This is a genomic window from Alphaproteobacteria bacterium (assembly GCA_040216735.1).
In the GTDB taxonomy this organism is placed as follows: Bacteria; Pseudomonadota; Alphaproteobacteria; order SHVP01; family SHVP01; genus CALJDF01.
Map to the genome: position 1 here is coordinate 137,333 of JAVJOO010000005.1, position 23,920 is coordinate 161,252.

The 23,920-nt window shown below is 63.1% G+C and carries 26 protein-coding genes, 1 tRNA gene and 1 riboswitch; of the genes, 11 read left to right on the top strand and 16 right to left on the bottom strand.

Translation table 11 applies throughout. From position 1 onward, the window contains the following. Positions 1–89: 89 nt before the first annotated feature. Positions 90–1,058: a nitronate monooxygenase gene (locus RID42_13875; protein MEQ8248760.1), complete on the bottom strand. Its 969-nt coding sequence runs from the start codon at positions 1,056–1,058 to the stop codon at positions 90–92. A 118-nt stretch (positions 1,059–1,176) separates the two neighbouring features. On the opposite strand from RID42_13875, the gene RID42_13880 reads away from it, so the two are divergent. The 6 genes from RID42_13880 (at position 1,177) to RID42_13905 (ending at position 6,628) form a co-directional block, all read left to right on the top strand. Beyond that, positions 1,177–2,901 carry an amidohydrolase family protein gene (locus RID42_13880; protein ID MEQ8248761.1) on the top strand — a complete coding sequence of 575 codons (1,725 nt, stop codon included), beginning with the start codon at positions 1,177–1,179 and terminating at the stop codon, positions 2,899–2,901. A gap of 28 nt (positions 2,902–2,929) precedes the next feature. Then, positions 2,930–4,336: a 3-isopropylmalate dehydratase large subunit gene (leuC, locus tag RID42_13885; GenBank protein ID MEQ8248762.1), complete on the top strand. Its 1,407-nt coding sequence runs from the start codon at positions 2,930–2,932 to the stop codon at positions 4,334–4,336. A 3-nt stretch (positions 4,337–4,339) separates the two neighbouring features. Beyond that, entirely contained in the window at positions 4,340–4,957 is a 618-nt protein-coding gene (gene leuD, locus RID42_13890; protein ID MEQ8248763.1) for a 3-isopropylmalate dehydratase small subunit, read from the top strand. Positions 4,958–4,969: 12 nt separating this feature from the next. Next, positions 4,970–5,869 (top strand): isocitrate lyase/PEP mutase family protein, encoded by a 900-nt coding sequence (locus RID42_13895; protein ID MEQ8248764.1) that lies wholly within the window; start codon positions 4,970–4,972, stop codon positions 5,867–5,869. 2 nt (positions 5,870–5,871) lie between these two features. Then, on the top strand, positions 5,872–6,183 hold the full coding sequence (locus tag RID42_13900) for a hypothetical protein (GenBank protein MEQ8248765.1): 312 nt from the start codon (positions 5,872–5,874) through the stop codon (positions 6,181–6,183). A 217-nt stretch (positions 6,184–6,400) separates the two neighbouring features. Next, positions 6,401–6,628, top strand: coding sequence for a hypothetical protein (locus RID42_13905; protein MEQ8248766.1), 228 nt, complete (start codon positions 6,401–6,403; stop codon positions 6,626–6,628). A 59-nt stretch (positions 6,629–6,687) separates the two neighbouring features. Here the strand turns inward: RID42_13905 and alaE are convergent, their stop codons facing one another. Together alaE and RID42_13915 are read right to left on the bottom strand one after the other, a co-directional pair. Next, positions 6,688–7,101, bottom strand: a complete 414-nt coding sequence (alaE, locus tag RID42_13910; protein ID MEQ8248767.1) for an L-alanine exporter AlaE — start codon at positions 7,099–7,101, stop codon at positions 6,688–6,690. Positions 7,102–7,176: 75 nt separating this feature from the next. Further along, entirely contained in the window at positions 7,177–7,980 is an 804-nt protein-coding gene (locus RID42_13915) for a LytTR family DNA-binding domain-containing protein (protein MEQ8248768.1), read from the bottom strand. A gap of 106 nt (positions 7,981–8,086) precedes the next feature. On the opposite strand from RID42_13915, the gene RID42_13920 reads away from it, so the two are divergent. Both RID42_13920 and RID42_13925 read left to right on the top strand, forming a co-directional pair. After that, positions 8,087–8,503 carry a DUF2141 domain-containing protein gene (locus RID42_13920; GenBank protein MEQ8248769.1) on the top strand — a complete coding sequence of 139 codons (417 nt, stop codon included), beginning with the start codon at positions 8,087–8,089 and terminating at the stop codon, positions 8,501–8,503. Continuing rightward, positions 8,500–9,969: a carotenoid oxygenase family protein gene (locus RID42_13925; protein MEQ8248770.1), complete on the top strand. Its 1,470-nt coding sequence runs from the start codon at positions 8,500–8,502 to the stop codon at positions 9,967–9,969. The genes RID42_13920 and RID42_13925 overlap by 4 nt, the downstream gene beginning before the upstream one ends. A gap of 135 nt (positions 9,970–10,104) precedes the next feature. Here the strand turns inward: RID42_13925 and RID42_13930 are convergent. After that, a tRNA-Lys gene (locus RID42_13930) sits at positions 10,105–10,180 on the bottom strand. A 175-nt stretch (positions 10,181–10,355) separates the two neighbouring features. On the opposite strand from RID42_13930, the gene RID42_13935 reads away from it, so the two are divergent. Beyond that, on the top strand, positions 10,356–11,894 hold the full coding sequence (locus RID42_13935) for an ABC transporter substrate-binding protein (GenBank protein MEQ8248771.1): 1,539 nt from the start codon (positions 10,356–10,358) through the stop codon (positions 11,892–11,894). A 79-nt stretch (positions 11,895–11,973) separates the two neighbouring features. Here RID42_13935 and RID42_13940 read toward each other — a convergent pair whose 3' ends face one another. Beyond that, a complete protein-coding gene (locus tag RID42_13940) occupies positions 11,974–12,210 on the bottom strand; it encodes a hypothetical protein (GenBank protein MEQ8248772.1) in 237 nt (78 codons plus the stop codon). A 140-nt stretch (positions 12,211–12,350) separates the two neighbouring features. Between RID42_13940 and RID42_13945 the strand changes: the two genes are divergently transcribed. Further along, positions 12,351–13,127, top strand: coding sequence for a DUF1194 domain-containing protein (locus RID42_13945; protein MEQ8248773.1), 777 nt, complete (start codon positions 12,351–12,353; stop codon positions 13,125–13,127). A gap of 6 nt (positions 13,128–13,133) precedes the next feature. Here RID42_13945 and RID42_13950 read toward each other — a convergent pair whose 3' ends face one another. The 3 genes from RID42_13950 to RID42_13960 all read right to left on the bottom strand — a co-directional run bounded on the left by RID42_13950 (position 13,134) and on the right by RID42_13960 (position 16,046). Next, positions 13,134–14,264, bottom strand: coding sequence for a class I SAM-dependent methyltransferase (locus tag RID42_13950; protein ID MEQ8248774.1), 1,131 nt, complete (start codon positions 14,262–14,264; stop codon positions 13,134–13,136). A gap of 50 nt (positions 14,265–14,314) precedes the next feature. Continuing rightward, positions 14,315–15,226 (bottom strand): hypothetical protein, encoded by a 912-nt coding sequence (locus RID42_13955; GenBank protein MEQ8248775.1) that lies wholly within the window; start codon positions 15,224–15,226, stop codon positions 14,315–14,317. A gap of 82 nt (positions 15,227–15,308) precedes the next feature. Beyond that, the gene (locus RID42_13960) at positions 15,309–16,046 is read right to left on the bottom strand and encodes an arylmalonate decarboxylase (protein ID MEQ8248776.1); all 738 of its coding nucleotides are present in this window, start codon (positions 16,044–16,046) and stop codon (positions 15,309–15,311) included. Positions 16,047–16,221: 175 nt separating this feature from the next. Between RID42_13960 and RID42_13965 the strand changes: the two genes are divergently transcribed. Next, entirely contained in the window at positions 16,222–17,136 is a 915-nt protein-coding gene (locus RID42_13965) for a polysaccharide deacetylase family protein (GenBank protein MEQ8248777.1), read from the top strand. Positions 17,137–17,143: 7 nt separating this feature from the next. Here the strand turns inward: RID42_13965 and RID42_13970 are convergent, their stop codons facing one another. From RID42_13970 to RID42_14005, 8 genes are all read right to left on the bottom strand, one after another. Then, positions 17,144–17,335 (bottom strand): hypothetical protein, encoded by a 192-nt coding sequence (locus RID42_13970; GenBank protein MEQ8248778.1) that lies wholly within the window; start codon positions 17,333–17,335, stop codon positions 17,144–17,146. A gap of 141 nt (positions 17,336–17,476) precedes the next feature. Next, on the bottom strand, positions 17,477–18,103 hold the full coding sequence (locus RID42_13975) for a DJ-1/PfpI family protein (protein ID MEQ8248779.1): 627 nt from the start codon (positions 18,101–18,103) through the stop codon (positions 17,477–17,479). A gap of 45 nt (positions 18,104–18,148) precedes the next feature. Then, positions 18,149–18,234: riboswitch (ZMP/ZTP riboswitch) on the bottom strand. A gap of 87 nt (positions 18,235–18,321) precedes the next feature. Beyond that, positions 18,322–19,713 carry a tetratricopeptide repeat protein gene (locus tag RID42_13980; protein ID MEQ8248780.1) on the bottom strand — a complete coding sequence of 464 codons (1,392 nt, stop codon included), beginning with the start codon at positions 19,711–19,713 and terminating at the stop codon, positions 18,322–18,324. Between the two features lie 23 nt (positions 19,714–19,736). Further along, complete coding sequence (locus tag RID42_13985; protein MEQ8248781.1) at positions 19,737–19,994, bottom strand: SHOCT domain-containing protein; 258 nt, start codon at positions 19,992–19,994, stop codon at positions 19,737–19,739. A 19-nt stretch (positions 19,995–20,013) separates the two neighbouring features. Next, positions 20,014–21,180 carry a class I SAM-dependent methyltransferase gene (locus RID42_13990; protein ID MEQ8248782.1) on the bottom strand — a complete coding sequence of 389 codons (1,167 nt, stop codon included), beginning with the start codon at positions 21,178–21,180 and terminating at the stop codon, positions 20,014–20,016. A 68-nt stretch (positions 21,181–21,248) separates the two neighbouring features. Then, complete coding sequence (tgt, locus tag RID42_13995) at positions 21,249–22,376, bottom strand: tRNA guanosine(34) transglycosylase Tgt (GenBank protein MEQ8248783.1); 1,128 nt, start codon at positions 22,374–22,376, stop codon at positions 21,249–21,251. Beyond that, entirely contained in the window at positions 22,373–23,443 is a 1,071-nt protein-coding gene (queA, locus tag RID42_14000) for a tRNA preQ1(34) S-adenosylmethionine ribosyltransferase-isomerase QueA (protein ID MEQ8248784.1), read from the bottom strand. The genes tgt and queA overlap by 4 nt, the downstream gene beginning before the upstream one ends. Next, positions 23,424–23,894: a peptidylprolyl isomerase gene (locus RID42_14005; protein MEQ8248785.1), complete on the bottom strand. Its 471-nt coding sequence runs from the start codon at positions 23,892–23,894 to the stop codon at positions 23,424–23,426. The genes queA and RID42_14005 overlap by 20 nt, the downstream gene beginning before the upstream one ends. Between the last annotated feature and the right edge of the window lie 26 nt (positions 23,895–23,920).

A 23,920-nucleotide genomic window follows, 5' to 3' on the forward strand; every position in this document is an offset into this window, starting at 1 on the left:
CCTTATTCTAGCAAACCGCGCATACCCGTCCTTGAGCCCGCGCAACGCGCAGACAAACGACGGCTAGCGGTTTTTGTCGCGTCGTAGCGCTAGCCTGGAGCTACCTGCGCCGCGCATAGCGTCGCGATCGCCGCGTCGTATTCCCGGGCGAAGTCCTCCACGATCTCGGCAACGGTCTTGACCGACTCAATCGCGCCCACCCCTTGCCCTGCCGACCAGACGTGCTTCCACGCTTTGTTTTCGGTGCCCTTGTAGGTGTAGTTGGGTGTGCCGCCCTCAGCCAGGTCGTCCGGATCGAAACCAGCGTCGCGCACGCTGGCACGGAGCATGCTGGCGAGCGCCCCGGTCAACGCACTGGTGAGGACCAGATCGTCGATCCCGGCATCGACCACCATTTGCCGATAGGCATCGGGCGCCATGCTTTCGGCGCTGGCGATGAAGCGCGTACCGGCATAGCCGAAGTCCGCGCCCAACGCCCGGGCGGCCGCGACGGCGCGCCCGTCGGTCATCGCCCCGGACACGATAATCATACCGTCGAAAAAACGACGCACGGCAGGGACGAACGCAAACGGCGCGATCCGCCCGGTGTGCCCGCCCGCCCCCGCGCAGACCAATACCAGCCCGTCGACACCCGCGGCGGCGGCCTTGCGTGCATGTTCCAAGCCGTTGACATCGGCAAAGACGATCCCGCCGTAACTGTGCACATCGTCGACAATCGCACGCGGACTGCCCAGCGCTGTGATGACGATGGGCGGCTTATATTTTTTGACCAGTGCCACATCCTCGGCCAGTCGGGGGTTCGTCCGGTGCACGATCAGGTTGGCAGCCCACAAATTGGTGGAACGATCGGCGCCTGTTCCGAAACCGGCGGTCTCATCGACGATACGGGCCATCCAGGCATCGAGATCGCCTACGGTTCGGCAATTGGGGGTGGGAAACGACCCGACGATCCCGGCACGGGCCGCCGCGATCACCAGATCGGGGCCCGAGACAAGAAACATCGGTGCCGCGAACAGCGGAAGGCGCAGTTGCGCCCGAAGGATATCGGGAACGTTCATATCGGGACCTTGGGGATCGTCGTTAGGTTGGCTGGCTGGCCCATGGGGCCGCACCCAGTGTATCGTGCTTTTGCAACGCCGCCAGGGCGCACGACCTGAACAATCCAGTGGGGGCTCGATGTACGACCTTCTTATCAAGGGCGGGACCGTCGTTGACGGGACGGGCACCGATGCGCGGACTGCCGACGTGGCGGTAACCGACGGGAAGATCGCTGAGGTCGGCAAGATTTCGGGCACAGCCAAACGGACCGTCGACGCCGACGGCCTGCTGGTAACCCCGGGGTGGGTCGACATCCATACCCACTACGACGGACAGGTCACGTGGGATCCGCTACTGACCCCGTCGTTTTGGCAAGGGGTCACGACCGCCGTCATGGGAAACTGCGGCGTCGGCTTCGCCCCGGCACGGCCCGACGGCCATGATTGGCTGATCGGCCTGATGGAGGGCGTCGAAGATATCCCCGGTGCCGCGCTGGCCGCTGGGGTGAAATGGGACTGGGAGACGTTTCCGGAATACCTCGACGCCGTCGAGCGCCACCCCCATGCGATCGACGTCGGATGCCAGATCGCCCACGGGCCGCTGCGCGCCTACGTCATGGGCGAACGCGGCGCACGCAACGAACCAGCAACACCGGCCGACATCGAGGAAATGGCACGGGTTGTTACCGACGCCCTTCATGCCGGGGCCCTCGGCTTCACGACCTCCAGGACACTGCTGCATCTTGCCGTCGATGGCGAGCCGGTGCCGGGCACCTGGGCACGCGAGGAGGAGTTGATGGCGATGGGCCATGCGATCGCCGCCGCCGGACACGGCATATTCGAACTAGCCCCCGCAGGTATTTCCGGTGACGACCTGATTGCCCCCGCCAAGGAAATGGCTTGGATGCGCAAAGTAGCGGCGGAAACCGGCGTGCCGGTGACTTTCTTGTTCGGCCAAAACAACAAGGCGCCCGACGCCTGGCGTGAGATGTTGAAGGAGTGCGAAGCGGCTGCCGCCGCCGGGGCCCGGGTTTATCCGCAAGTCTTCGGCCGTCCGACAACGCTGCTGTTCAGCTTCCAAGGGCCCAACCAGTTCATTCGCTTTCCGACCTACGCCGCCCTCAATACCCTGCCGCCTGCCGAGAAACTCGCCCGCCTACGCGATCCCGAAATTCGCGCGAAGATCCTGGGCGAAGCGGATCCGGTCGACGACGCCCTCGCCGACATGATTCAAGATGCCTGGGCCGAGACCTATGTGATGGGCGATGATTTCGATTTCGAACCGCCGACATCGCAAACCGTCTTGGCCATCGCCAAGCGCGAGGGCAGCGATCCGCGCGCGGTCGCCTACGACGAGATGCTGCGCAACGACGGGACCAACTACCTGATGTTTTGCGGCCTAAATTACAGCCAGGGCAGCCTCGACGCGCTGCACGAACAGCTCACCCACCCGTTGTCGATTATTGGCGGTGGCGACGGTGGCGCTCACGTCAGCTACATCTGCGATGCGAACGTCCCGACATTCCTGATGACTCACTGGGCGCGGGACCGTTCTCGGGGTCCGCGCATCCCGCTCGAAACAGTGGTCAAGAAACTGACATCCGAGACAGCAACGCTGTATGGTTTGCATGACCGTGGGGTCCTCGCGACGGGCATGAAGGCCGACATCAATTTGATCGACTTTGACAGGCTCCATGCGTCCAAGCCGTTCATGGTCAACGACCTGCCGACGGGGGCCCAACGCCTGATGGCAACCGCCGAAGGATACGTTAAAACCTTCGTGTCCGGTCGTGTCGTTCAGGAGAACGGTGCAGAAACCGGCGCACGCCCGGGTAAACTCGTTCGCGGCAAAGCCGCGGCCTGATTCCAATGCCCCAACAGAAGGACCCTCGATGAGCGGTACGACACTCTTCGAAAAGATCTGGAACGACCACGCGGTGCTCACCACCGAGGACGGTTACACCCTTCTCTACATTGGCCGTCACCTGGCCCATGACGGGTCGGGACACGCCTTCGGCTTTTTGGAGAAGCGCGGCCTCAAGGTGCGGCGGCCGGAGCTGACCTTCGCGACGCCCGACCACGGGGTGCCGACGACGAGCCATCGGCTTGAAGACATCACCGACCCGGTGCAGCGGCGCGCAGTGGAGACGTTGACCAAGAACGCCGCCAACCACAACGTCACGCTTTTCGATCTCGGCGATTCGCGCCAGGGCATCGTCCACGTCGTCGGACCCGAACAGGGTATCACCTTGCCCGGCCTGGTCATGGTCTGTGGCGATTCGCATACCTCGACCCACGGCGCGCTGGGGGCACTGGCCTTTGGTATCGGTGCGTCCGACGTCTTCCATGTACTGGCCACGCAAACGACGTGGCAGCGCAAACCCGACGCGATGCGTGTCACCGTCGAGGGCAAACGCCCCTTCGGCGTGACGGCCAAGGACATCATTCTGTCTATCATCGCTGAGATCGGAGCCAACGGCGCCGCGCGACATGTCGTGGAATATGCCGGCGAGGCGATCCGCGCACTGACCGTCGAGGAACGCTTGACGGTCTGCAACATGTCGATCGAAGCCGGCGCACGTGCCGGCATCGTTGCGCCCGACGAAACGACGTTCGCCTATTTGGAGGGACGCCCGTTCGCGCCGAAAGGGAAAGACTGGGAGAAGGCGCTGGATCAGTGGCGGGCGCTACCCTCCGACCCCGACGCCACGTTCGGTCGCGAAGTAACGATGGATGCGAGTACGTTCGCACCGATGCTGACCTGGGGCACAAGCCCCGAAGACGCGCTCCCCATAACCGGTACCGTCCCCGACCCTGATGCCGAGTCCAATCCCGAGCGGCGCATGGCGCTGCGCGCGACATTGGACTACATCGGACTGAAACCCGGAACCAAACTCGAAGACGTGCCGGTCGACCGAGTGTTCATCGGATCGTGCACCAATTCGAGGATCGAGGACTTGCGGGCTGCGGCGGCCGTCGCGCGTCAGGGCAAGGCCAAGGTCCCGGCAATGATCTCGCCAGGCTCGACATTGGTGAAGCTGCAAGCGGAGAAAGAAGGACTAGACGACGTCTTCCGCAAAGCCGGTTTCGAATGGCGCGAATCCGGGTGCTCAATGTGCGTCGGGATGAACGGCGACTTGGTCGCGGCGGGGGAACGCTGTGCCTCTACCTCCAACCGCAATTTCCCCGGTCGCCAAGGAAAGGGTGCACGCACCCACTTGATGAGCCCGGCGATGGCGGCGGCGGCGGCGCTGACGGGGCGCTTTACCGACGTGCGTACCTTTGCCGAGAAAGGCTGAGCGATGGAAAAGTTCACCACCTTGACTGCCGTTGCAGCGCCGATGGACCGGCCCAACATAGATACAGACCAACTTCTGCCGGCACGCTTCCTGCGCCGCCCCCGCGCGGAAGGGTTCGGCGACGTCCTCTTCATCGATCAACGTCTGAAAGACGACGGGACTCCTAATCCCGATTTCGTGCTGAACCAACCGGCCTACAAGGACGCACATATCATTGTGGCCGACCGCAATTTCGGCGGCGGGTCGAGCCGCGAAGGCGCGCCGTGGGCCCTGCTGGACTACGGCATCCGCTGCGTCGTCGCGTCGAGCTTCGGCGACATTTTCTACAACAACTCGCTTAAGAACGGGTTGTTGCCGGTGCGCCTGCCCGAAGACGCTGTGAAGGCAATCCGCCGCCAGCTCCATGACCAACCGGGCGCGACCGTCTCGGTGGATCTCGCGAAACAGACGGTGACCGCACCCGACGGCGTCGTGCATTCCTTCGACATCGAACCGTTCCGCAAGCAATCCTTACTCAAAGGGCTGGACGACATCGGGATGACCATGGAACACGAGGCGCAGATCGACGCATTCGAGGCGGGCTTTCGCGATCGTCACCCCTGGCTGTTTCGTCACGCCTAGAAAGGAATCCCCATGAGCGGCATAAGCGAAAAGAGCGCGCGCCTCGCCGGCGCCGTTCGCGGCGGCGAATTCGTCGTGGCGCCCGGCGTCTACGACATGATTTCGGCACGTTTGGCCGACCGGCTTGGCTTTCAGGCGCTATATATGACGGGCTACGGCACCGTCGCGTCGCACCTGGGCTTGGCCGACGCCGGCCTTGCGACCTATACCGACATGGTCGGCCGGGTGCGCCAAATCGCAAGCGGCACGGCAACGCCGTTGATCGCCGACGCCGATACCGGGTACGGCGGCTTGCTGAACGTCGCCCATACCGTGCGCGGCTATGAGGAGGCCGGTGCATCGGGTATCCAAATCGAAGACCAGGTCTCACCCAAGAAATGCGGTCACACGTTGGGCCGCGACGTCATCCCCGTCGAGGAAATGGTCCTCAAGATCCAGGTTGCCCTTGAGGCGCGCCGTAGCCCCGACACGTTGATCGTTGCCCGCACGGACGCCCGCACCCACCTTGGCCTGGACGAGGCGATCCGCCGCGGCGGCGCTTATGCCGACGCGGGCGCGGATCTGATCTTCGTCGAAAGCCCCGAAAGCCACGACGAGATTCGCAAGATCGCCGCCGCCCTATCGAAGAAGACGCGGCTGTTCATGAACGTCGTCCAGGGCGGGCGTACGCCGGAAATGCCAGCGCCGGAACTCGAGGCGCTCGGCTTCGCCGTGGCGATCTATCCCGGTGCCGCGCACAAGGTCGCCGCCGCCGCGATCGATTCGTCCTACCGGCATTTGAAAGCGCACAAATCGATGATCGACAACCCAACCCCGATCTACGCCGACATGCACGGCCTGATGGGATTTCCCGAGGTATGGGATTTTGACAAGCGCTGGGCGCGGACAAAGACCGACGAGGCGGCGGAGTAACTATGTCTGCAACCAAACCCGAAGCGAAAGGCGCTGCGGCCGGACACAAGGAAAAACCCACCGCGAAGAAAGACATGGCCGACGCGCCAACGAAGACCGACAAAGCCGACAAGCCTGCTCCTGACAAAGGCGATAAGCCTGCGACCGAAAAGAGCGACAGGGCCGCCGAAGCAGGCGCCGCAACGACTGACAAAGCCACGGAGGCGGCGGATCCCGCCGTCGGCTTTAGCCGCGGCGAAGGCCAAAAGCCCGTCTCACCGCGCTATCGCAACAACTGGGATCGGGTGTTCGGAAAAAAGAAGAAGAAGGGCTAGCGGCGATCACGCCGCAACTGCTCCGGTCCTTCCCGCCTGACCGTAGCGGCCCTGGGAATATACTTGGGATGAAACTGAGGCAGGGCACGGGACACCCACAAGTCTCATAGGTGTTCGCGTCACACCTAGGTCAACTCGGGTGTGCATCTGTTCGATGCGTGATCTCCGTCACTGGGAACGTGCGGTCGGATCGCCATATCCTCGACAGGACGGATTGGTGTTGGGGGTAGACGTGAAGAACGACACGACGTTGGGGGCGTTTTGGGTTCAGGCCGCAGACTACGGGCAGCGACCGGTTCCGCATTCCCATGTGCGCCGCCGGCGCTGGTTGCCCGGAGTTCGACTCGTTGTCGCGCACCATAGTTGCGACCTTGCCATTCGCCTGCCGACCGCGCGGCCTAGAACGGTGATGATCCCCCTCCTCGCCACCGAGGAACGCGACTAAGCCAACCGGACCGCCACATTCGCCTAGGCAGGCGGATCGCGCGCAAGGAGCGGCGGGGATTATGCGGTCGCGACCGGAACCCTGGCCCTTCTGCGCACGAGGTCGAGGAAGAGGCCGAAGGGACGGCTGAGGATCGTCATGCCCACGACGGCCGTGCCGGCTGCCGCGATCATCTGGGTGGCCGTCGTGCCAACAACGGCGAGCGTGATGAGATACACCGGTATTTGGAATGTAGTGAACGCGACGATGTCGATCAGCGTCCGCGTGGCGCGGCGTTGGGGCCGGAACCGTGCAAAGACCCAGTCCCGCCAGACCCCGTAGGGCCGCCCCGTGGCGATCATCACCGGCACCATGATGAGTCGGGCAACTAGAACCTGCTGCGGGTCCATCCCGGCGACCGCGAGTTCGGCGACTGCCGCAACAACCGTGAAGAAAACAACGGTGGCCACCGTATCGACGAGGAACGCTTTCATACCTTGCGCACTACAGGCATAGCCGGCCATTGTCGAGTCAGGACGGCGGACGCCGCGGGCCGTCGCTCCCTCAAATCAGTCGCTGAGCCAACCCAACGCCTTGAGGTCGGCGGCATAGCTGCGGCTCACCGGCACGCGCATCCCGTTGACGAGGTGGAGTGTGACGCGGCGACCGGTTTTTTCGGCGCGTTCGATTGCCGCGTGGGCCACCCAATAGGACCGGTGCACCCGTAAACCGTCGTATCCGTCCAACTCCTCGACGGCATCGGTCAAACGCATGAGCAACAGGTCGTTGCCCGCCGCCGTGTAAAGTCGCAGATAATGATCCTCGGCCTTGATCGCGAGGAGATCCTTCCCCAGTTTGGCCGGTAGCCGCGCGAAGAACGCAGGCCGCGCCGTGCCCGGCCGAGACGCCTGAGCTGGCGTAACATGTAGCGCCGTGCGCCAGTTCGCCCAGGTCATCCCGGCGGTCACTGGCACCCCGATCGTCGCAACGTAGAGATAGAATTCGAGAATGCCCGGCAGGGCCAGTTCCGGGCGCAGCACGGATTCGATTCCGAACACCGCCAACGCGAGCGGCAGTGCACCAAAGGCACCAACGAGTGCCCCCGCCGCAACCGGTGCGATTCCCCATCCGACCAGCCTGGGCAGGACAATCAGGATCGATGCCACGGTAATCGCCCAGCCAACGCCGAAGGCACCCAACCAATAGACTAACCGCGCGCCCAGCGATAAATCGTAGAACGTACCGAAGGGCCCCGAGACGGCGGCAACCAACGCAATACCCAGCGTCGCCAACGCGTTGACCGCAATGTCTCGCGGGTTGCGGGGCCACCCTAGGCCGGCGTTTTCACGCTTCGCGACCGGGCGATCTACCATTTGCCGAACAATCCTGACCGTTCGCGAAACGCGCCTGGACGAAGGCCACGCCGCGCCCAACGTTGGCGGGGCGCATCCCTGCCCCACGATCTAGGAGAGCGATAGAATGAGCATTCGATACGGTGCTGCATTGGCAGCGGCCTTTATCACGGCGCCCGCAATCGCGGCCGACTTGGAAATAACCGTTCGAGGACTGGAACAGCCGGCAGGCTACGCGATGATCGCGGTCTATGCCAGCCAGGCCGCAATGGACGACGGGGTCGGCAGCGCCAACCTGAAAATCGCGGTGGGCGAAACGGGGACGGTTCGAGCCATCGTCGACCTACCTGCCGGACGATACGCCGTTGCCGTTTTCCATGACGAGAACGCCAACGGGAAACTCGACACGAACATCGTCAAATTTCCGGTCGAGCCGACCGGGTTCGGCAACAACGCCCGCGGATCCTTCGGTCCCGCCACGTTCGATGACGCGGCGGTTGACCTCACCGACGCCGGCGCCCGCGCCGACATCGTGGTGCGATGATGACAATTTCCCGCCGCCGTTTTCTCCTGACCGGGGCCACGCTTGTCGCCGCCAGTCCGTTGGCACGGATCGCCGCGGCCACTGAACCCGACCCCGCCTGGCTGATCGGCTTTCGCAACCCGCCCGCTCCCGAACTGACCGCCGAGGCCGTCGTGGAAGGGCGAATCCCGACCGGTTTGGCCGGCACCCTGTACCGGATCGGTCCGGCGCAGCACGAACGCGGCGGCGTGCGTTACCGGCATTGGTTCGACGGCGACGGCATGGTCCAGGATTGGCGGATTGAGAACGGCCGCGTCCGCCACCGCGCCAAAATGGTGATGACACCGAAGTTTCGCGCCGAGGAAGCCGCCGGCCGGTTCCTCTACCCGGCCTTCGGCACCCACCTCAAAGGGATGCGCCCCGTCGACTCGTCGAACGCGATGAATGCCGCCAACATCAATGTCGTCAATCATGGCGGCAAGCTGCTGGCGTTGTGGGAAGGTGGTGAGCCGACCGCGCTCGACCCCACCGATCTTTCGACGCAAGGATTCCATACCTGGGCCGAAGAAACGGCGGGCGCCCCCTTTAGCGCCCATCCCCGGATCGACGCCGACGGCACCCTGTGGAACTTCGGGGCCGCGCCGTGGATTGGCAAGATGATCCTGTACCGCGTCGACGCGGGCGGACAAGCGGTGAAGACCGGTCTGATCGACATGCCGACGCCCTCTATGGTCCACGACTTCATCGCGACAGCGCGGCACATCGTCGTCGTGTTGCCGCCCTTCGTCCTTACCGGCACAGCCGGGAGTTTCTTGGACCGCCACCGCTACGAACCGGCGCAGCCGATGATCGCGTTGGTCGTCGACAAGGAGAGTTTCGAGGTCGTGCGCCGCTACGATCTGCCGTCTGGATTCGTCTTTCACTACGGCAACGCGTGGGAGGAAGACGATGGCACCATCCGCTTCGACGCCTGTCTGTACCGCGACGCACGACCGATCCTGGGTGCCTTGGGTCAAGTGATGGACGGATTGAATACCGATATCGAGGCGGCCCGCCTGACCTTGTTCGCTTTGCACCCGGACGGCCGCGCGGAACTGCAACATGTGTCGGTCGCCATGGAGTTTCCGCGCATCGATCCGCGGGTCGCAGGGCGGCGCCATGGGACCCTATTCGGTCTCGCGCGTGGGACGGCCGGGCCCAAACACCCGCTATTCGCGGCCATCCAACGCTACGATCTCGATCGCGATCGGCGCATGGTCTACGACTACGGCCCCTCGCGGATAGCCGAGGAGCATCTATTCGTGCCCCGCTCCGGCGCGACCGCCGAAGCCGACGGCTGGCTGGTCGGCACCACCCTCGATACCGATACCAAGCAAACCCAGTTGAACATTTTCGATGCCCGCGATCTGACGGGCGGACCGGTCGCGGTGGCGACGCTTCCCTACCCACTACCGCTCGGTCTGCATGGCAATTTCAAACCGGCCTAGGGGGTTGTCCGGATCGTCTCCAGGCGCTGCAGGGCGGGCCCTAAAGGTCGAAGAGCTTACACGTGGGATCGCGTGCAAAGTTACGCAACCTTAAACCATCACTTTAGAAGTGACCGCATAAGTCATTGAAATTATTGGTGAGCCCGGCAGGAATCGAACCTGCGACCCACTGATTAAAAGTCAGTTGCTCTACCAACTGAGCTACGGGCTCACGTGTCGAGTTTCGTAGGGGCTTCGCGCCTCCAAGTCAACGCCGGTGGAGACAGGAAATGCGGCCCCCGACCGGCGGGCCGCCCCGTTTTCCACGGGTCCAGCCCCTCGCCCCGGCGGGCCGGTCGTGTATAGTATCGCCCGCGTCCAATAACTCTCAGGGAGGAAGCTCGCCAATGGGCTCGTTCAAAAAACTTCTGGTCGGCGCAGCCGCTGCGGGGGCCCTTTTTGGGATGTCCCAGGCCGGTGCCGCCGATATGTCTAACACGCTGATCGTCGGGCACAGCAGCCTGCCGGCCGGCCTCGGCAACCCGTTCCTCGACACGTCGCATTCGGGCGGTTTCGTCTTCCGCACCGCCTACGACCTCTACACCACCAGCGACAAGGACGGGCCGATTCCCGAAATCTTGGTGTCGTGGCAGGTAAACGCCGCCGACAAAACCAAGTGGACCTTCAAGGTCCGCGAAGGCGTCAAGTTCCACAACGGCAACGACCACACCGCCGAGGACGTGGCGCAGATCATCAACTGGCTAACTTCAGACGAAGGCTTGGCCAAGGCCGCGAACATCACCCGCAATACGCGCAACATCGTCGGCGCCAGGGTGATCGACGATTACACCGTCGAGATCACCACGAAGGCGCCCGATCCGCTGCTGCCCTCGACGCTCGGCGTCATCAAGGTCTTGGATTGGCAGCACATGCAAGACGTGACCTTCGAAGGCATTGGTAAGGACCCGAATGGCACCGGACCCTACAAGACCGTAAGCTGGACTAACGACGGCGTCGCGCTCGAGCGCTTCGACCAAGGCTGGCAAGTCGGCAAGATGGACCGCATCGAATTCCGCTTCCTGCCCGAATTGCCGGCGCGCGTTCAGGCCTTCGAGTCCGATCAAATCGACGTCGCCTTCCAACTCGTCGCCGACAACAAGGAGAAGGTCGAGTCCTCGAACGGCACGTTGCAGGTCAGTGCGGGCACGGCGACGACCGTTATGCACTTCTTCTCGAACACCGACGGTCCGATTTCCGACGCTCGGGTGCGCCAAGCGTTGAACTACGGCATCAACATGCAGCAGTTCGTCGACGTCATCATGCAGGGTACGACCAAAACCACCGGTCAGCCTGGCACCCCGTCCATCAACGGCTATTTCGACGATATCAAACCCTATCCGTACGATCCGGCGAAAGCCCGTTCGCTGTTGGCCGAGGCCGGCTACGGCAACGGTCTGAAGATCATCGGTGAATCGGTTACGGCGCAGGGCGACTGGAAGGACATCGTCCAGTTCGTCGGCGACGAATTGAAGAAGATCGGCGTCGACTTCGAAGTGCGCGCGATCACCCTACCCGACCTGATTGCCCGGGTTCGCGACACCTCCAAGTTCGGAGATGCGCGGGTCTTCAGCTTCAACTACGGCTCGGAACCGACCATGGACATCATGCGCTCCATCAACGGTCTGCATTCGTGCAATTCACCGATGAAGTGGACGTGTTTCCCGGACATCGAGCCTACGATCAAAGCCGCCAACGAGGAGTTCGACCCGGTCAAACGGCGCGCTCTTCTGAAGCAGATCGCGCAGTACTACCATGACCAAGCTGCGTCGATGTTCTTGCTCGACTCGGTCGATCTGGATGCGGTCAAGAGCTACGTCAAGGACTACAAGCCGGTCAATCGCTTGATCAACTGGCACGAAGTTCGTCTCGACGGCAAGCGCGGCTAGCACGCGCCAACAGCTACTAAAGGAAAGCCCGCACGGTTTGCGCCGTGCGGGCTTTTTTTGTTCGACCGCCGGTGGCGCTTTACCCGTCGTCGCGCCGACCCCGGCGGCGGGCGAACCCGCGGACGATAAATATTCCTGCGGCAAACCCGAGGACCGCGCCAATGGCAAGCGACTCGCCCATCGCATCGTTCCCCGCCCCCACCGCACCGCCGATTCCAAGGCCCAGGACGGCCCAGCCGATCACCGGATGGGCCCGGCCGCCGGCGAGCAACTGTTGATTGAAGGTCTTGGGCCGTAACGGATCGTCGTCGCTCATAGCGCATGCCTCTGTTTTCGGCCCCCACCATAGCCCAAATATCGGCGGTTGCCTGCCGCGCCGGAACGCTCACGCGAACGCGCTTGGACGTACGCTCCAGGCCGCGATAATGGGGCAAGAGCGAACCCAGGAGAGCGACGATGACCTGCCACCGTCCCCGCACATTCGTACGAGTTATGGTCACGGTTATGGCCATGGCGCTCGGCTTTATTGCCCCCGCCTCTGCCCGGGCACAAAGCCAAAGCGTCGATCTAGAGTTGGTTCTGGCGGCGGATGGATCAGGGTCGATCGACGACGCCGAACTGCGCTTGCAACGCGAAGGCTATGGCCTCGCGCTGACGGATCCGCGCGTGCTGGAGGCGATACAGTTCGGCCCCAGCGGGCGCATTGCGGTGACCTATGTCGAATGGGGTGCGGCGGAGTCCCAACACACCATCGTCGACTGGACGATCGTTTCCGATCTTGAATCGGCGAAACGGTTCGCGGACGCCCTAATCGCCGCACCGCGGATGGCCTTCGGTCACAACTCTATTTCCAATGCGTTGATTTATTCGGCCGATCTTATCCACGACAACGACATCGCTTCGCACCGGAAAATCATCGACGTATCCGCCGACGCCGGCAACTTCGGCGGCGTGCCGATCGATCTTGCCCGCGACACGGTGGTGCAAAGCGGCGTAACCATCAATGGACTGGCAATCGCCCGCCCAGGCTCCGGCCGGCCGGGCGGAGCCAATCGCGGCTTCGGGACGCTGGAGAACTACTTCGCCGAGGTCGTGATCGGCGGCGCCGGAGCCTTCGTCGTTGTCGCCGGCGAGGAACTCAGTTTCGCCGAGGCCGTGCAGCGCAAATTGATCCTGGAGATCGCCGCGGACACGCCGACCGGCGCCCGGCGTGACGTCGCAGCCGCCGACTAGCCGTCGCTATTTCTCAGCCACGAAGACGTAATGAGTGCCGGTCTCTTTCTTGCTGAGCGTCGCGTTGCCGTTTTCCTGCCGGCTGGGGACGCGACGGTCGAAAGTCTTGGCCCGCTCAAAACCGGCCCCGACCGCCATGTCGGTCCAATCCAGCCGCTGGAGCGTGCCCAGGAACGGTTCGTTGTTGTAGTGAGTCAACCACTCCGAGAAGTAACCGTCGAAGGGATCGTCTTTGAACCCGACGCCGTCTTGGTGGACCATCAACCCGCCCGGACGCAGCAGCCGGTGGCACTCCTTGAACACGCGCGCCATCGCCGCCGTCGAAGTTTCATGGAGCAGCAGGTGGGACACCACTAGGTCGAACGACCCATCGGCAAAGGACGTCGCCTCGGCGTTCTGTTGGCCAAAATGCACCGCTCGTCCCATCGCCTCGGCCCGCGCATGGCCGTAGCGCAGCACCGGCGCCGCAACGTCGATCGCGTGGACCTCGGCACCGGGGAACACATCGCAATAGGGCAGCGTCGAATGGCCGATGGTGCAACCCATATCGAGAATGCGCCGCGGCGCAAAGGCTGGGTAGGTCTGCCGGACCCAATGGGCGACCGACGCCCCCATGTCTTCGTTAAATGGCCCAAGCGTGCCGAAGAAATAGACGTTGATCGAGCGGTCGTATTCGGCGCCCGCGAACAGATCGTCGGCGACGTTCTCGCTGTGGTAACCGCCCGGCTTGCAATGGATGTCAGCCGCCGCATTGTAGCGCGGAACAACTACAGATGGGTCGAGCGTCAGCGAGCCCACCTGTTTTTGCCGTGCGGCCCGATCGATCAGGTCGGGCAATTGCCGCGCGATCGACGGCCCAACGGTGTCGTAGAGCATTTCTTGGGTGGTACGGTTCAATGCCGAAAAGGTCTTGCCGTAGTCGTCGCCCTGCATCGCGGTGAACGCTTCGCGCGCGTTTTTTGGACGGCGTTTTTGGCTTCGCTCAAAGGCCGGCCGGGCGCGCGCTTCGTAGACCTTTTGCGCCCCGCCCAAGACGGTCCCGAGAACGTGGCCGCGCAAATTGCGAATGAAGTTCTGGCGCGACTGTTCGTCGTGCGCCGCCTCCGGGTACATATCGTGGAGCCCGATTTCCGGCATGGCCAACCTCGCTAGGGACTAAGCCCCAGCACTTTAGCGGATTAGGCGGCCTAACGCACCGCCACAAGGTGGTTGGCGTATTGCTCGGGCTCGGTCATAACCTCGGGCAGGCGCTCGTAGGTCGGGGTGCCGCCGTCGGCGTTGATGTCGAAGAACATGAACTCTCGGAATCCGGCCTCCCGAAGTATCCAAACAAAGTGGGATTCCGACAGGTATTGTTGGTACATCGGGTTCTTGACCACGACCTTGCCCAGGACCGCATCGTCCTCGACTCGAACGACGCGGGCATCCTTGATTTGTTCGATCGAAAGGCCTGTCGAGCGCTCGTAGCTTTCTTCCGACTTATAGCGGATGACAGCGTCCTCAACCGGACGCAACCCAAAGCGTTCGCGCAGGGCGCTGTAGATCGGGATCGCAATCTCGGTCTCGTCCTCGTTCTCCTCGTCCTCACGAAACGAGAGCGATTCGCCACGTGCAGGAAACGACAAGATGAAGCCGCCGTCCTTTTTCAGGTTACGATGGGCGTTTTGCGCCATGCCAAGGAGCGCCGTAGGCGACGGCTTGCCGTCGGTGCCAAGAATACTGCTGGCACTATAGAACATGGCCAAGACGGCATCGGCCTTCCAGTCGGGGAACGTCGTTTCCACCGGGCCAACCAAGAGTTCGGTTTTGGCGTTGGGCGGCCGGATCGCATCGATGCCAACATATTTGCCGATCTTGAAGCGCGCTTCGGCGCGGATGAATTGCTCGTACTCGCCGGCACCGGCCAAAAACTCGACGATGTCGAGCGGGCGTTTGCGCAAACTGGGCGCGTGGGTCATCAAGTGCTCGATCATGAACACCGCCCCTTCGGCCTCCAGAAACTTGAACGAGCGCGCCCGCGAATAGAGGCATTGGTAAAACGCATAATCCGCGTAGGGCGAGTCGATTATGATCGTGGTCTTCGATTTGTTCTTGGGCATGGAGCTTTCCTGAAGGGCGGCCAGACATACAGGCGACCACGCGACCGTGCAAGCGCGGGGGGCGGCGCCCTGGCGGGGTTGCTTAGTAATCGCGCAACAGAGTTCCGAACCCGGCGATCCGGTCGTCGATGCCGAGCGTGCGCAGTGTGTGCCAATAGTCCACGACGTTGACCGACAGCACCGGCTTCTTGAGCCAAAACTCCGCTTCGTCGGAGATCCGCGCGGTCGGCAGATTGGTGCCGACCTGGAGGATCGCATCGATACCGGGGTCGTTGAGTTCGCCGATCGCGGCGCGGATCGTCTCCGCTGGGGTTTGGGCGATGGCATGGCCGGTGTCGTATTGCAGCGCCTTCATTTTGACCACGGTGCAGCCGAGGCTTTCGAAGAAGCCCCGGACCAGCCCGTCGTCGGCCGTGAGGTAGGGCGTCAGGATGGAGACCCGCGTCAAGTTCATGGCCTTGACTGCCGCCGCATAGGCAAGCGAGGGGACCAACACCGTCATCCCCGCGTAGTCGCAAAGTCTCTTCTGAAAGGCCGTGCCGCCGGCCACGCCCCCCTCGAAGGAATCATGCGAATGACCCAACAGGATGATGTCCGGGAGTGCCAGCTTGACCGCGTCGATCGCGCCCTCCATGTCGAGCGCATATTGCCCGATCTTGAAGTCGGCACCTGCCCCTGCCGGCACCCCGACATTGGTCATCCGGGCGACGTGATTCGTAACGCCGGCCGGGCGCATGTCGTCGGATTCCGGTTGAACGGTCGTGTTCCGTCCCGGCACGAGAATACCAACGGTGGCGCGGTGGCCAAGGGTGTTTTTCATGGGCTGATCTCCGGGTCGACGACTGGAATAGGCGGCGTGATACTGCAAGCGGCTGCATTCTAACCGTTGATCGGCCCACGCACACCCACCGGGCGGAGCGGATAAGGCCACTCGCCTTATCCGGCATTGGTTGGCTATAAAGGAGAACGTCACACCACGCCGGGAGGAACGATCAATGGCCGACAATCCGTACAGCTTCCAGAACCGTTACTCTTTTTCGGCGATCCCGACGCGGCCACAATATACTTGGCCCAACGGTGCCAAGGTCGCCGTCTACTTTGCGCTCAACGTCGAGGCTTTTGAGTTCGGGCTCAACCCCGGCGCCGACTTCACCTCGATGCCCAAGGCGCCCTACCACCGGGGCTTTGCCTACCGCGACTACGGTAACCGGCTCGGCATTTGGCGGTTGTTGAACCTGTTCAACGACTACGAACTACCCTGCGCCATTCTGCTCAACGCCAGCGTCTACGACGCCTGCCCGGAAATCCTCGAGCCGTGGCGCAAGCGCGGCGACGAGATCGTCGGCCACGGCCGCACCAACTCCGAACGCCAGGCCGAAATGACCGGCAATCAAGAACGCGAAATGTTCGAGATGGCCAACGCGCGCTACCTCAAAGAAGAAGGCAAGACGCCCAAGGGGTGGCTCGGCCCGTTCATTTCACAAAGCCCGCAGACGCCGGAACTGCTTAAGGAATTCGGCTACACCTACATGATGGACTGGTGGTTCGACGATCAACCGCAGTGGTTCCGGACCGACAAGGGCCCGATCCTTGCGGTCCCCTACCCCTCGATGGAACTCAACGACATTCCCGCCTTCATCAACCGCGGCATCGACGACGACGCCTTTACCCGTATGATGATCGATACCTTCGATGAAATGGTCGATGAAAGTGCCAAGCACGGCTGGCCGCAGATCAACTGCTATTCGCTGCACACGTTCCTAATGGGACAGCCCCACAGAATCCGGCAATTGCGCCGGGTTTTCGAGCACATGGCCAAACGCCGCGACGACGTGTGGTTCTGCCACCCCGGACAGATTTCCGATCACGTATACGGCCTGCCCGAGGGCACCGTGGCCATGGCAAGGTAGGCGCCGTTCACGCCGCCCAACGGTCCGTCTGGTCGTATAGAAAGACCGCGACAACGCCGCCCCAGGCACGGGCGCCTTCGGCGTTGTCTGCCGCGTTGCAACGGTTGAGTTCGCGCACGGCGATTTCCATTGCGCCGTCCTCGCCAAATCTCGCGCTCAAACAATTGGCGGTCAACTGGTCGACCCAATTGGTCGTCATGCCATCCTCCGGCTCCGTTGATTCTCCAACACGGCACAGCGTGGCACCGGTTCGCGACGCTTTGATGACAAGACGCTAGGTTCGCGCGTAGGCCCCATAACCGTTCCGCCCCCTGCGCGCAGAGGGAGGACTATTGAGGCGTTACACCGCGAGCTTGGCGACGAGTTCCTTGAGGTGGCCCGACGCTGCAGCGGCCGAGACCGGCGGAAACGGCGGCTGCGGGACATACTCGGCACTGAGTTGAACCGCCTGGGCAACATCGCGGCCCTGCATTTGTTCGACCAAATAGAGCGCCATGTCGATCCCGGCCGATACACCCGCCGCGGTCACGTATTTGCCGTCCCGCACATAGCGTTCGGCAACGTAGGTCGCGCCGTATTTCGCCAAACCGTGCCCGGCGCGCCAGTGGGTCGTCGCACGACGCCCCATCAATAGGCCGGCGGTGCCCAGGAACAGCGCGCCGCTACACACCGACGTCGTCCATTGCGTCGTCGCATCGAGCGCGACGATCCAATCTTTGTAGGCGGGATCGTGGATCGCTTCGGCGATGCCCTTGGAGCCGCCCGGTACCAGCAGCACATCGGTAGCGGTAACCTCGCTCAGGGCGTAGTCCGCCACCAAGCCAAGAGCGCCGTTGCCGGTGCGAACAGGGCCGCGCTCCTTGGCAACGAACTGCACCTCGGTACCGGGGACGCGGTTGAGAATATCGTACGGACCGACCGCATCGAGCGCGGTGATCCCGTCGTAAATCAGAAAGACGATCTTCATGGCATTCTCCTAAGCCTGAAACACAAACGCCCGGGCGCATCGGTGACGACGTGCCCAGGCGATCGGCTGAGGATTACTTCTACGCTCCCCGGTGGTCGGTCCACCTGATATCGCCAGTTACGCAGAAGGGGTGACGCTTTGGGGTCTGTGTTTGGACACCCTCGCTATTGAGGAAGGAGATCCTAGCAGAAAAGGCTCAACCGCGGCACCACCGGCGTTCAGGCCGCGAGCAGGGCGGCGGCCTTGGTCTCGGCCAGTTTTGCTCCCTCGGCTTCGCCGCAGGCGTTCAGGGCAACGGCATACTGTTTCCACGCCCAGGGGCTACCCGGTAGGTTGGCGACGCGTTCGGCCAACAGGCTGCGGGCCTGATTGTAATCCTTGGCGCGCAACGCGCAGTCGATCACGGTTTGGGCGAAGACATCGCGCTGGGCGTTGCTGCCACCTAGATTCCCGATGCCGTAGCGCACCGGCAGGAGACGCGCGAGTGCGCCGGCATAGTCGCCCCGCGCCAAGTGCGCATAGCCCTCCTCCATCGGTAAAAGGACGTCGCGTTCGAGGCCAGCGACGGTACCATTACCGCGCGCTAGCGCCCGTGAGCCCGCGATCATTGCATCGAGATCCTCGCCGCGACCGTCGTAACCGAGGACCATGGCGAAATGTACCTGGGAGAACGGCAACAGATGGTCGTCCTTCTTGACCGCACACTTGTCGGCAAGTTCCTGCCACCGATCGCCCACATCGACGCCGCGGCTGGTGAGCCGCCACAGCAACGCGGCTGCATTCGCGATATCCATGTAATCCATCGTCTCTTCGGGCCGTACGCCGCGGGCGTATAGCTCGAACACCGTCTCGAACTCTTCCAGTTCGACGTGATAGAGCGAGCGGTGCCACCACATATGATGGGCAAAAGGCCCGAGAGTCGGCCACCGGCCGTCGAGATCGGCCAACCAGGCCACGCCCTCGCGCAGCCGCGATTGGGTTTCCAGCACATGGGCGACGGCATGGACGCCCCATACGCCGTCCGGGTTTGCCGCACTCGCCTTGCGCCCCCAGCTTTCGGCGGGCTCGAACGCACCGGTTTCCTCAAGGGCGAAGCCGTACATCGCCTGGACATAGGGCGACCCCGCCTGCCCGTCCGGCCAAAAAGGTAGCGCGCGCGCCGCAGAGTCGCGCAACGGCGCCATGCGGCCCAGGAAAAACTGTACGAGATGCGAGACCCATTGCGCCAAAAGATCGCGGGGATTCTCCAAGAGAGCCCGTTCCCAGTGGGAGATCGCACCCGGCCAGTCGTCGTCGTACCAACAGTTGAGCGCGGCGGCATGGAGGCGTTCGCGCGCACCCACGTCGCCCTGGGCCACGATCTCAGTAGCACGCGCGCGCGCAGCCTCCCCGCCCGGCAACAGCGCCGGGTCGTTCGCCAGCCGCATGAAATAGCCCATCAAACAATGGCCGAGCACCAGGTCCGCATCGGCCGTCAGGGCTGCACCGAGGTGCTCGCCGCCGTCGTTGGCGAACCGCAAGAACGAATCGACGGCATCGTCGAGGTGGGCAACCGCTGCTGCGCTCGCCGCAGAGACATCGACCCCGTATCGGTCGGCATAAACGCCCATAGAGCCTCCCAGGTGTGTCGCGCTCAGTCGTCGTCCTCGTCGCCCAGCAGATGGCGGCGGCGCGAGATGTACTCGTCTTCGGTGATCTCACCGCGTTCCAGCATTTCGTCGAGCTCGGCGAGGCGCGAGGGTATCGTCGCATCCTCTGCCTCGTCATGATCGCTCAACGGCGGTAACCGAGCGCCGGGATTCACGTTCTTTTTGTCGCGGCGGCGCAGCAACACCCATAGACCGACCAGCCCCAACAGGGCCAGCCCGATGATAACGATCAGGCGCACCATCGGCGTTGCCTACGTGACGTTAGATCTTGCGCGCACCGAACACAGGATAGGCCGGCGTCCGCGAAACGGCGCGGTGCTTGGGCGATTGTTCGAGAAAAACGCTGGGCGCGAACTTGTGCTGGAACAGTGTCTCCTTGGGGAAACCGGCCTCGTGCATAAGCTGGCGCAGATTCTGGTCGTGCAGCGTGCCCCAGAACGGTTCGGCGTTGTAGTGCGTCGACCAGTCGCCCAGCGTGTGATCGTAGGGGTCGGGCATGTCTTCGTATTGCGGCGCCTCGAAATGCACCATCACGCCGCCCTTTGACAACAACCGGTGGCACTCGGCCAGAATGTTCCGCAGCGCCTTGTTCGAGGTTTCGTGGAACAGAATATGGGACACGATCAAGTCGAAATGACCGTCGGGGAAGTTGGTGTGTTCACCATTCTGTTGCGACCAATGGACCGCGTAGCCGAGCGATTCGGCGCGCGCATGGGCGTAGCGTAGGCAGGGCGCGGCGACATCGATGGCATAGACCTCCGCATCGGGATAAAGGTCCGCGTAGGGCAACGTCGAATGCCCCACCGTACACCCGATCTCAAGGATGCGGCGTGGCTTCAAATCGGTGAACGTCTGCTTGGCGTAACGCGCGACCGAGCGACCCATGTCGTCGTTGAGTGGCCCCGAGGCCCCCATCGCGAACAAGTTGTATGACCGATCGTATTCGGCACCGGCAAAGAGATCATCCGCCGGCAGCAACTCGCTGTGATAGCCGCCAGGTTTACAGTGGATGTCGACTGCGGTGTGGTAGCGGGGGATTTCTAAATTCGGATCGAGGACAAGCGTGCCCTGGCGGCGGCTATTGGTTGGTTTTGTAACTTTTTGCGCGCGGTCCATCAGGTTACCGCTCAAGCGTTCCACCGATTCGCCGATCGAATCGAACATCAATTCTTGGGTCGTCCGGCGCAGTGCACCCCAGACCTGATTGAATTCCTCTTGCTCCATCGCGCGACGCACTTCGTGGCGGTTGACCGGCGCGCGGCCCTGGGCCTTTTCGAATTTCGGCTTGACCACATGGTCGTACAGCTTGCGTTTCCCAGGTGTCAGATCGCGCGACACATGAACCATCATCTCTAGAACGAAGTCCTCGCGCGCCGCCTCGTCGTGGTCGGGGGTCGCATACATCGAATGGGGTGACGCTTGGGCCATGGTGTCTCTCCTGTGGACGGCACGGAAATTTCGGCAAGTCTAGTCGATTTTGCCGGCCAGGGCGACGCTCACGGCGCCGTCCCATCCTCGTTTCGGTAGCGGGCAAGGAAATCGGCAGCAAACGCGTCGAGGGACCCGGCGGCAATGGCGGACCGGAGGTCTGCCATTAGGCGCTGATAAAAACCGACGTTGTGCCAGGTCAACAGCGTCGCGCCAAGGATCTCCTTGGATTTGACGAGGTGGTGCAGGTAGGCTCGGCTATAGTCGCGGCTTGCCGCACAGTCCGAGGTCTCGTCCAGCGGTGTGGGGTCGTCGGCAAAACGGGCATTGCGAATGTTCAGCGGTCCATCGCGGGTGAACGCTTGGCCCGTCCGGCCGGAGCGGGTCGGCAGAACGCAATCGAACATGTCGATGCCCCGGCGCACGGCCTCGACGATGTCGTCGGGTTTACCGACGCCCATGAGATAGCGCGGCCGGTCCGCCGGCAAATGCGGCACCGTCACGTCCAGCACGCCGAGCATTTGGTCCTGCCCCTCGCCGACCGCGAGCCCGCCGATGGCATAGCCCTCGAACCCGATGTCGATCAGGCGGGCCGCCGATTCGGCCCGCAGCTCGGGATAGACGCCGCCTTGGACAATACCGAACAGCGCCCGGCCCGCCGATGGCCGATACGCCGCGCGGCACCGCACCGCCCAATCCATCGACAGCCGCATCGATTTTGCCGCGGTGTCGCGATCAGCTGGGTACGGCGTGCACTCGTCCAATACCATCGCGATATCGACACCGAAGAGACGCTGCAACTCCACCGCTCGTTCCGGGGACAGCCGGTGCGCGGTCCCGTCGATATGCGACTGAAACGTCACCCCGTCGTCGTCGATCTTGCGTAGCTTCGCCAGCGACATCACTTGGAACCCGCCCGAGTCGGTCAGAATCGGTCCGTCCCAATTCATGAACCGGTGCAAGCCGCCTAAGGCCGCGATGCGCTCCGCGCCTGGTCGGAGCATCAAATGGTAGGTATTGCACAGAACGATATCGGCACCGGTGGCGCGGACCTGATCCATGGTGAGGGCCTTGACGGTTGCCGCCGTTCCCACCGGCATGAAGGCCGGTGTGCGGATCGCGCCATGGGTGGTGGCGATCTCACCGGCGCGCGCCGCGCCGTCGGTTGCATCGATCTGGAAGGGAAGATCGCTCACGCCCCCCGCTCCAGCAGACAGGCATCGCCGTAGGAATAGAACCGGTAGCCGGTTGCCTTGGCGGTCTCGTAAGCGGCAAGGATGCGCTCCCGCCCCACTAGCGCCGAGACCAACATCAACAACGTCGACTTGGGCAAATGAAAGTTCGTCAAAAGGGCGTCGACAGCCCTGAAACGATAACCGGGAGTAATGAAAATATCGGTGTCGCCCTCGAACGCCTGCACCGTGCCGCCTTGATCAGTGGCGCTTTCGAGCAGGCGCAGGCTGGTGGTGCCGACAGCGACGATCCGGCCATCCCGCGATTTCGCGGCATTCAATGCCGCCGCAGTTTCGGAGGTGACCCGCCCCCACTCCGCGTGCATCGTGTGCGCCGCGATATCCTCGGTCTTGACCGGCAGGAAGGTACCCGCGCCGACGTGTAGGGTTACCGTCGCGGTGGCAATCCCGCGCGCGGCGATCGCCGTCAGGAGCCGCTCGGTGAAGTGCAGACCGGCGGTCGGCGCCGCGACCGCGCCAGGTTCGCGGGCAAACATGGTTTGGTAGGTGTCGCGGTCGCTGTTGTCAGGCGCTCGTTGCGACGCGATGTAGGGCGGCAGGGGCATCGACCCGAATCGCTCTAACGCCGCCCACAACCCTTCACCTGAGGCATCGAACCGCAGAACGACCTCGCCCGCTTCCCGCTTTTCTTCAACCGATGCCGAAAATGCTTCGGCGAAATCGATGCGATCTCCCGGACGGAGGCGGCGCGCAGGCTTGGCGAACGCCGCCCAGGTGTCTTTGTTCATCCGTTTATGCAGGGTCAGCTCGACCTTGGAGTCCCTCCGGTGGCCCTGTAGGCGGGCCGGGATCACCCGGGTATCGTTGAACACCAGGATGTCGTCCGGGCGGAGCAATCCCGGCAGGTCGGCGACCGCCTTGTGTTGCAGATCGCCGCTGCGCGGCAAGTACAGGAGTTTGGCGGTATCGCGCGGCTCGACCGGCCGCAGCGCGATCAGTTCACGCGGCAGCTCGAAGTCGTAGTCTGCGAGGCGTTGTCCGGCAGTGCCGCTATTCAGCGTCGGCGGCAACCTGCATCCGCACGATTTTATCGGGGTCGCTGACGGTTCCATTTTGACCGGCCCCGCGCTTGATCCCGTCGACGTGTTCCATCCCGTCGGTGACCTCGCCCCACACGGTGTACTGGCCGTCGAGGAAATTGGCATCGGCAAAACAGATGAAGAATTGCGAGTTCGCGCTGTCCGGGTGAGCCGAGCGCGCCATCGAGACGGCGCCGCGCGCGTGGGGCGCGTCGGAAAATTCCGCCGGCAAGTCTGGCTTGTCGGAGCCGCCCGACCCTGTCCCGGTCGGATCGCCCATCTGCGCCATGAACCCTTCGATGACCCGGTGGATCGGGGTTTCGTCGTAATAGCCCTCGCGGACCAGTTCCTTGATTCGCGCGACGTGCTGCGGCGCGAGGTCCGGGCGTGTTTTGATCGTCACGCGTCCGTCTTTGAGGTCGAGATAGATCGTGTCTTCCATGGGAACCGCCTTTCAATGACGCGTTG

Bases quoted from the DNA above. Each gene is read 5' to 3' on its own strand.
- RID42_13875 (MEQ8248760.1), bottom strand. From the start codon at position 1,058: ATGAACGTTCCCGATATCCTTCGGGCGCAACTGCGCCTTCCGCTGTTC.
- RID42_13880 (MEQ8248761.1), top strand. From the start codon at position 1,177: ATGTACGACCTTCTTATCAAGGGCGGGACCGTCGTTGACGGGACGGGC.
- leuC (MEQ8248762.1), top strand. From the start codon at position 2,930: ATGAGCGGTACGACACTCTTCGAAAAGATCTGGAACGACCACGCGGTG.
- leuD (MEQ8248763.1), top strand. From the start codon at position 4,340: ATGGAAAAGTTCACCACCTTGACTGCCGTTGCAGCGCCGATGGACCGG.
- RID42_13895 (MEQ8248764.1), top strand. From the start codon at position 4,970: ATGAGCGGCATAAGCGAAAAGAGCGCGCGCCTCGCCGGCGCCGTTCGC.
- RID42_13900 (MEQ8248765.1), top strand. From the start codon at position 5,872: ATGTCTGCAACCAAACCCGAAGCGAAAGGCGCTGCGGCCGGACACAAG.
- alaE (MEQ8248767.1), bottom strand. From the start codon at position 7,101: ATGAAAGCGTTCCTCGTCGATACGGTGGCCACCGTTGTTTTCTTCACG.
- RID42_13915 (MEQ8248768.1), bottom strand. From the start codon at position 7,980: ATGGTAGATCGCCCGGTCGCGAAGCGTGAAAACGCCGGCCTAGGGTGG.
- RID42_13920 (MEQ8248769.1), top strand. From the start codon at position 8,087: ATGAGCATTCGATACGGTGCTGCATTGGCAGCGGCCTTTATCACGGCG.
- RID42_13925 (MEQ8248770.1), top strand. From the start codon at position 8,500: ATGATGACAATTTCCCGCCGCCGTTTTCTCCTGACCGGGGCCACGCTT.
- RID42_13935 (MEQ8248771.1), top strand. From the start codon at position 10,356: ATGGGCTCGTTCAAAAAACTTCTGGTCGGCGCAGCCGCTGCGGGGGCC.
- RID42_13940 (MEQ8248772.1), bottom strand. From the start codon at position 12,210: ATGAGCGACGACGATCCGTTACGGCCCAAGACCTTCAATCAACAGTTG.
- RID42_13945 (MEQ8248773.1), top strand. From the start codon at position 12,351: ATGACCTGCCACCGTCCCCGCACATTCGTACGAGTTATGGTCACGGTT.
- RID42_13950 (MEQ8248774.1), bottom strand. From the start codon at position 14,264: ATGCCGGAAATCGGGCTCCACGATATGTACCCGGAGGCGGCGCACGAC.
- RID42_13955 (MEQ8248775.1), bottom strand. From the start codon at position 15,226: ATGCCCAAGAACAAATCGAAGACCACGATCATAATCGACTCGCCCTAC.
- RID42_13960 (MEQ8248776.1), bottom strand. From the start codon at position 16,046: ATGAAAAACACCCTTGGCCACCGCGCCACCGTTGGTATTCTCGTGCCG.
- RID42_13965 (MEQ8248777.1), top strand. From the start codon at position 16,222: ATGGCCGACAATCCGTACAGCTTCCAGAACCGTTACTCTTTTTCGGCG.
- RID42_13970 (MEQ8248778.1), bottom strand. From the start codon at position 17,335: ATGACGACCAATTGGGTCGACCAGTTGACCGCCAATTGTTTGAGCGCG.
- RID42_13975 (MEQ8248779.1), bottom strand. From the start codon at position 18,103: ATGAAGATCGTCTTTCTGATTTACGACGGGATCACCGCGCTCGATGCG.
- RID42_13980 (MEQ8248780.1), bottom strand. From the start codon at position 19,713: ATGGGCGTTTATGCCGACCGATACGGGGTCGATGTCTCTGCGGCGAGC.
- RID42_13985 (MEQ8248781.1), bottom strand. From the start codon at position 19,994: ATGGTGCGCCTGATCGTTATCATCGGGCTGGCCCTGTTGGGGCTGGTC.
- RID42_13990 (MEQ8248782.1), bottom strand. From the start codon at position 21,180: ATGGCCCAAGCGTCACCCCATTCGATGTATGCGACCCCCGACCACGAC.
- RID42_14005 (MEQ8248785.1), bottom strand. From the start codon at position 23,894: ATGGAAGACACGATCTATCTCGACCTCAAAGACGGACGCGTGACGATC.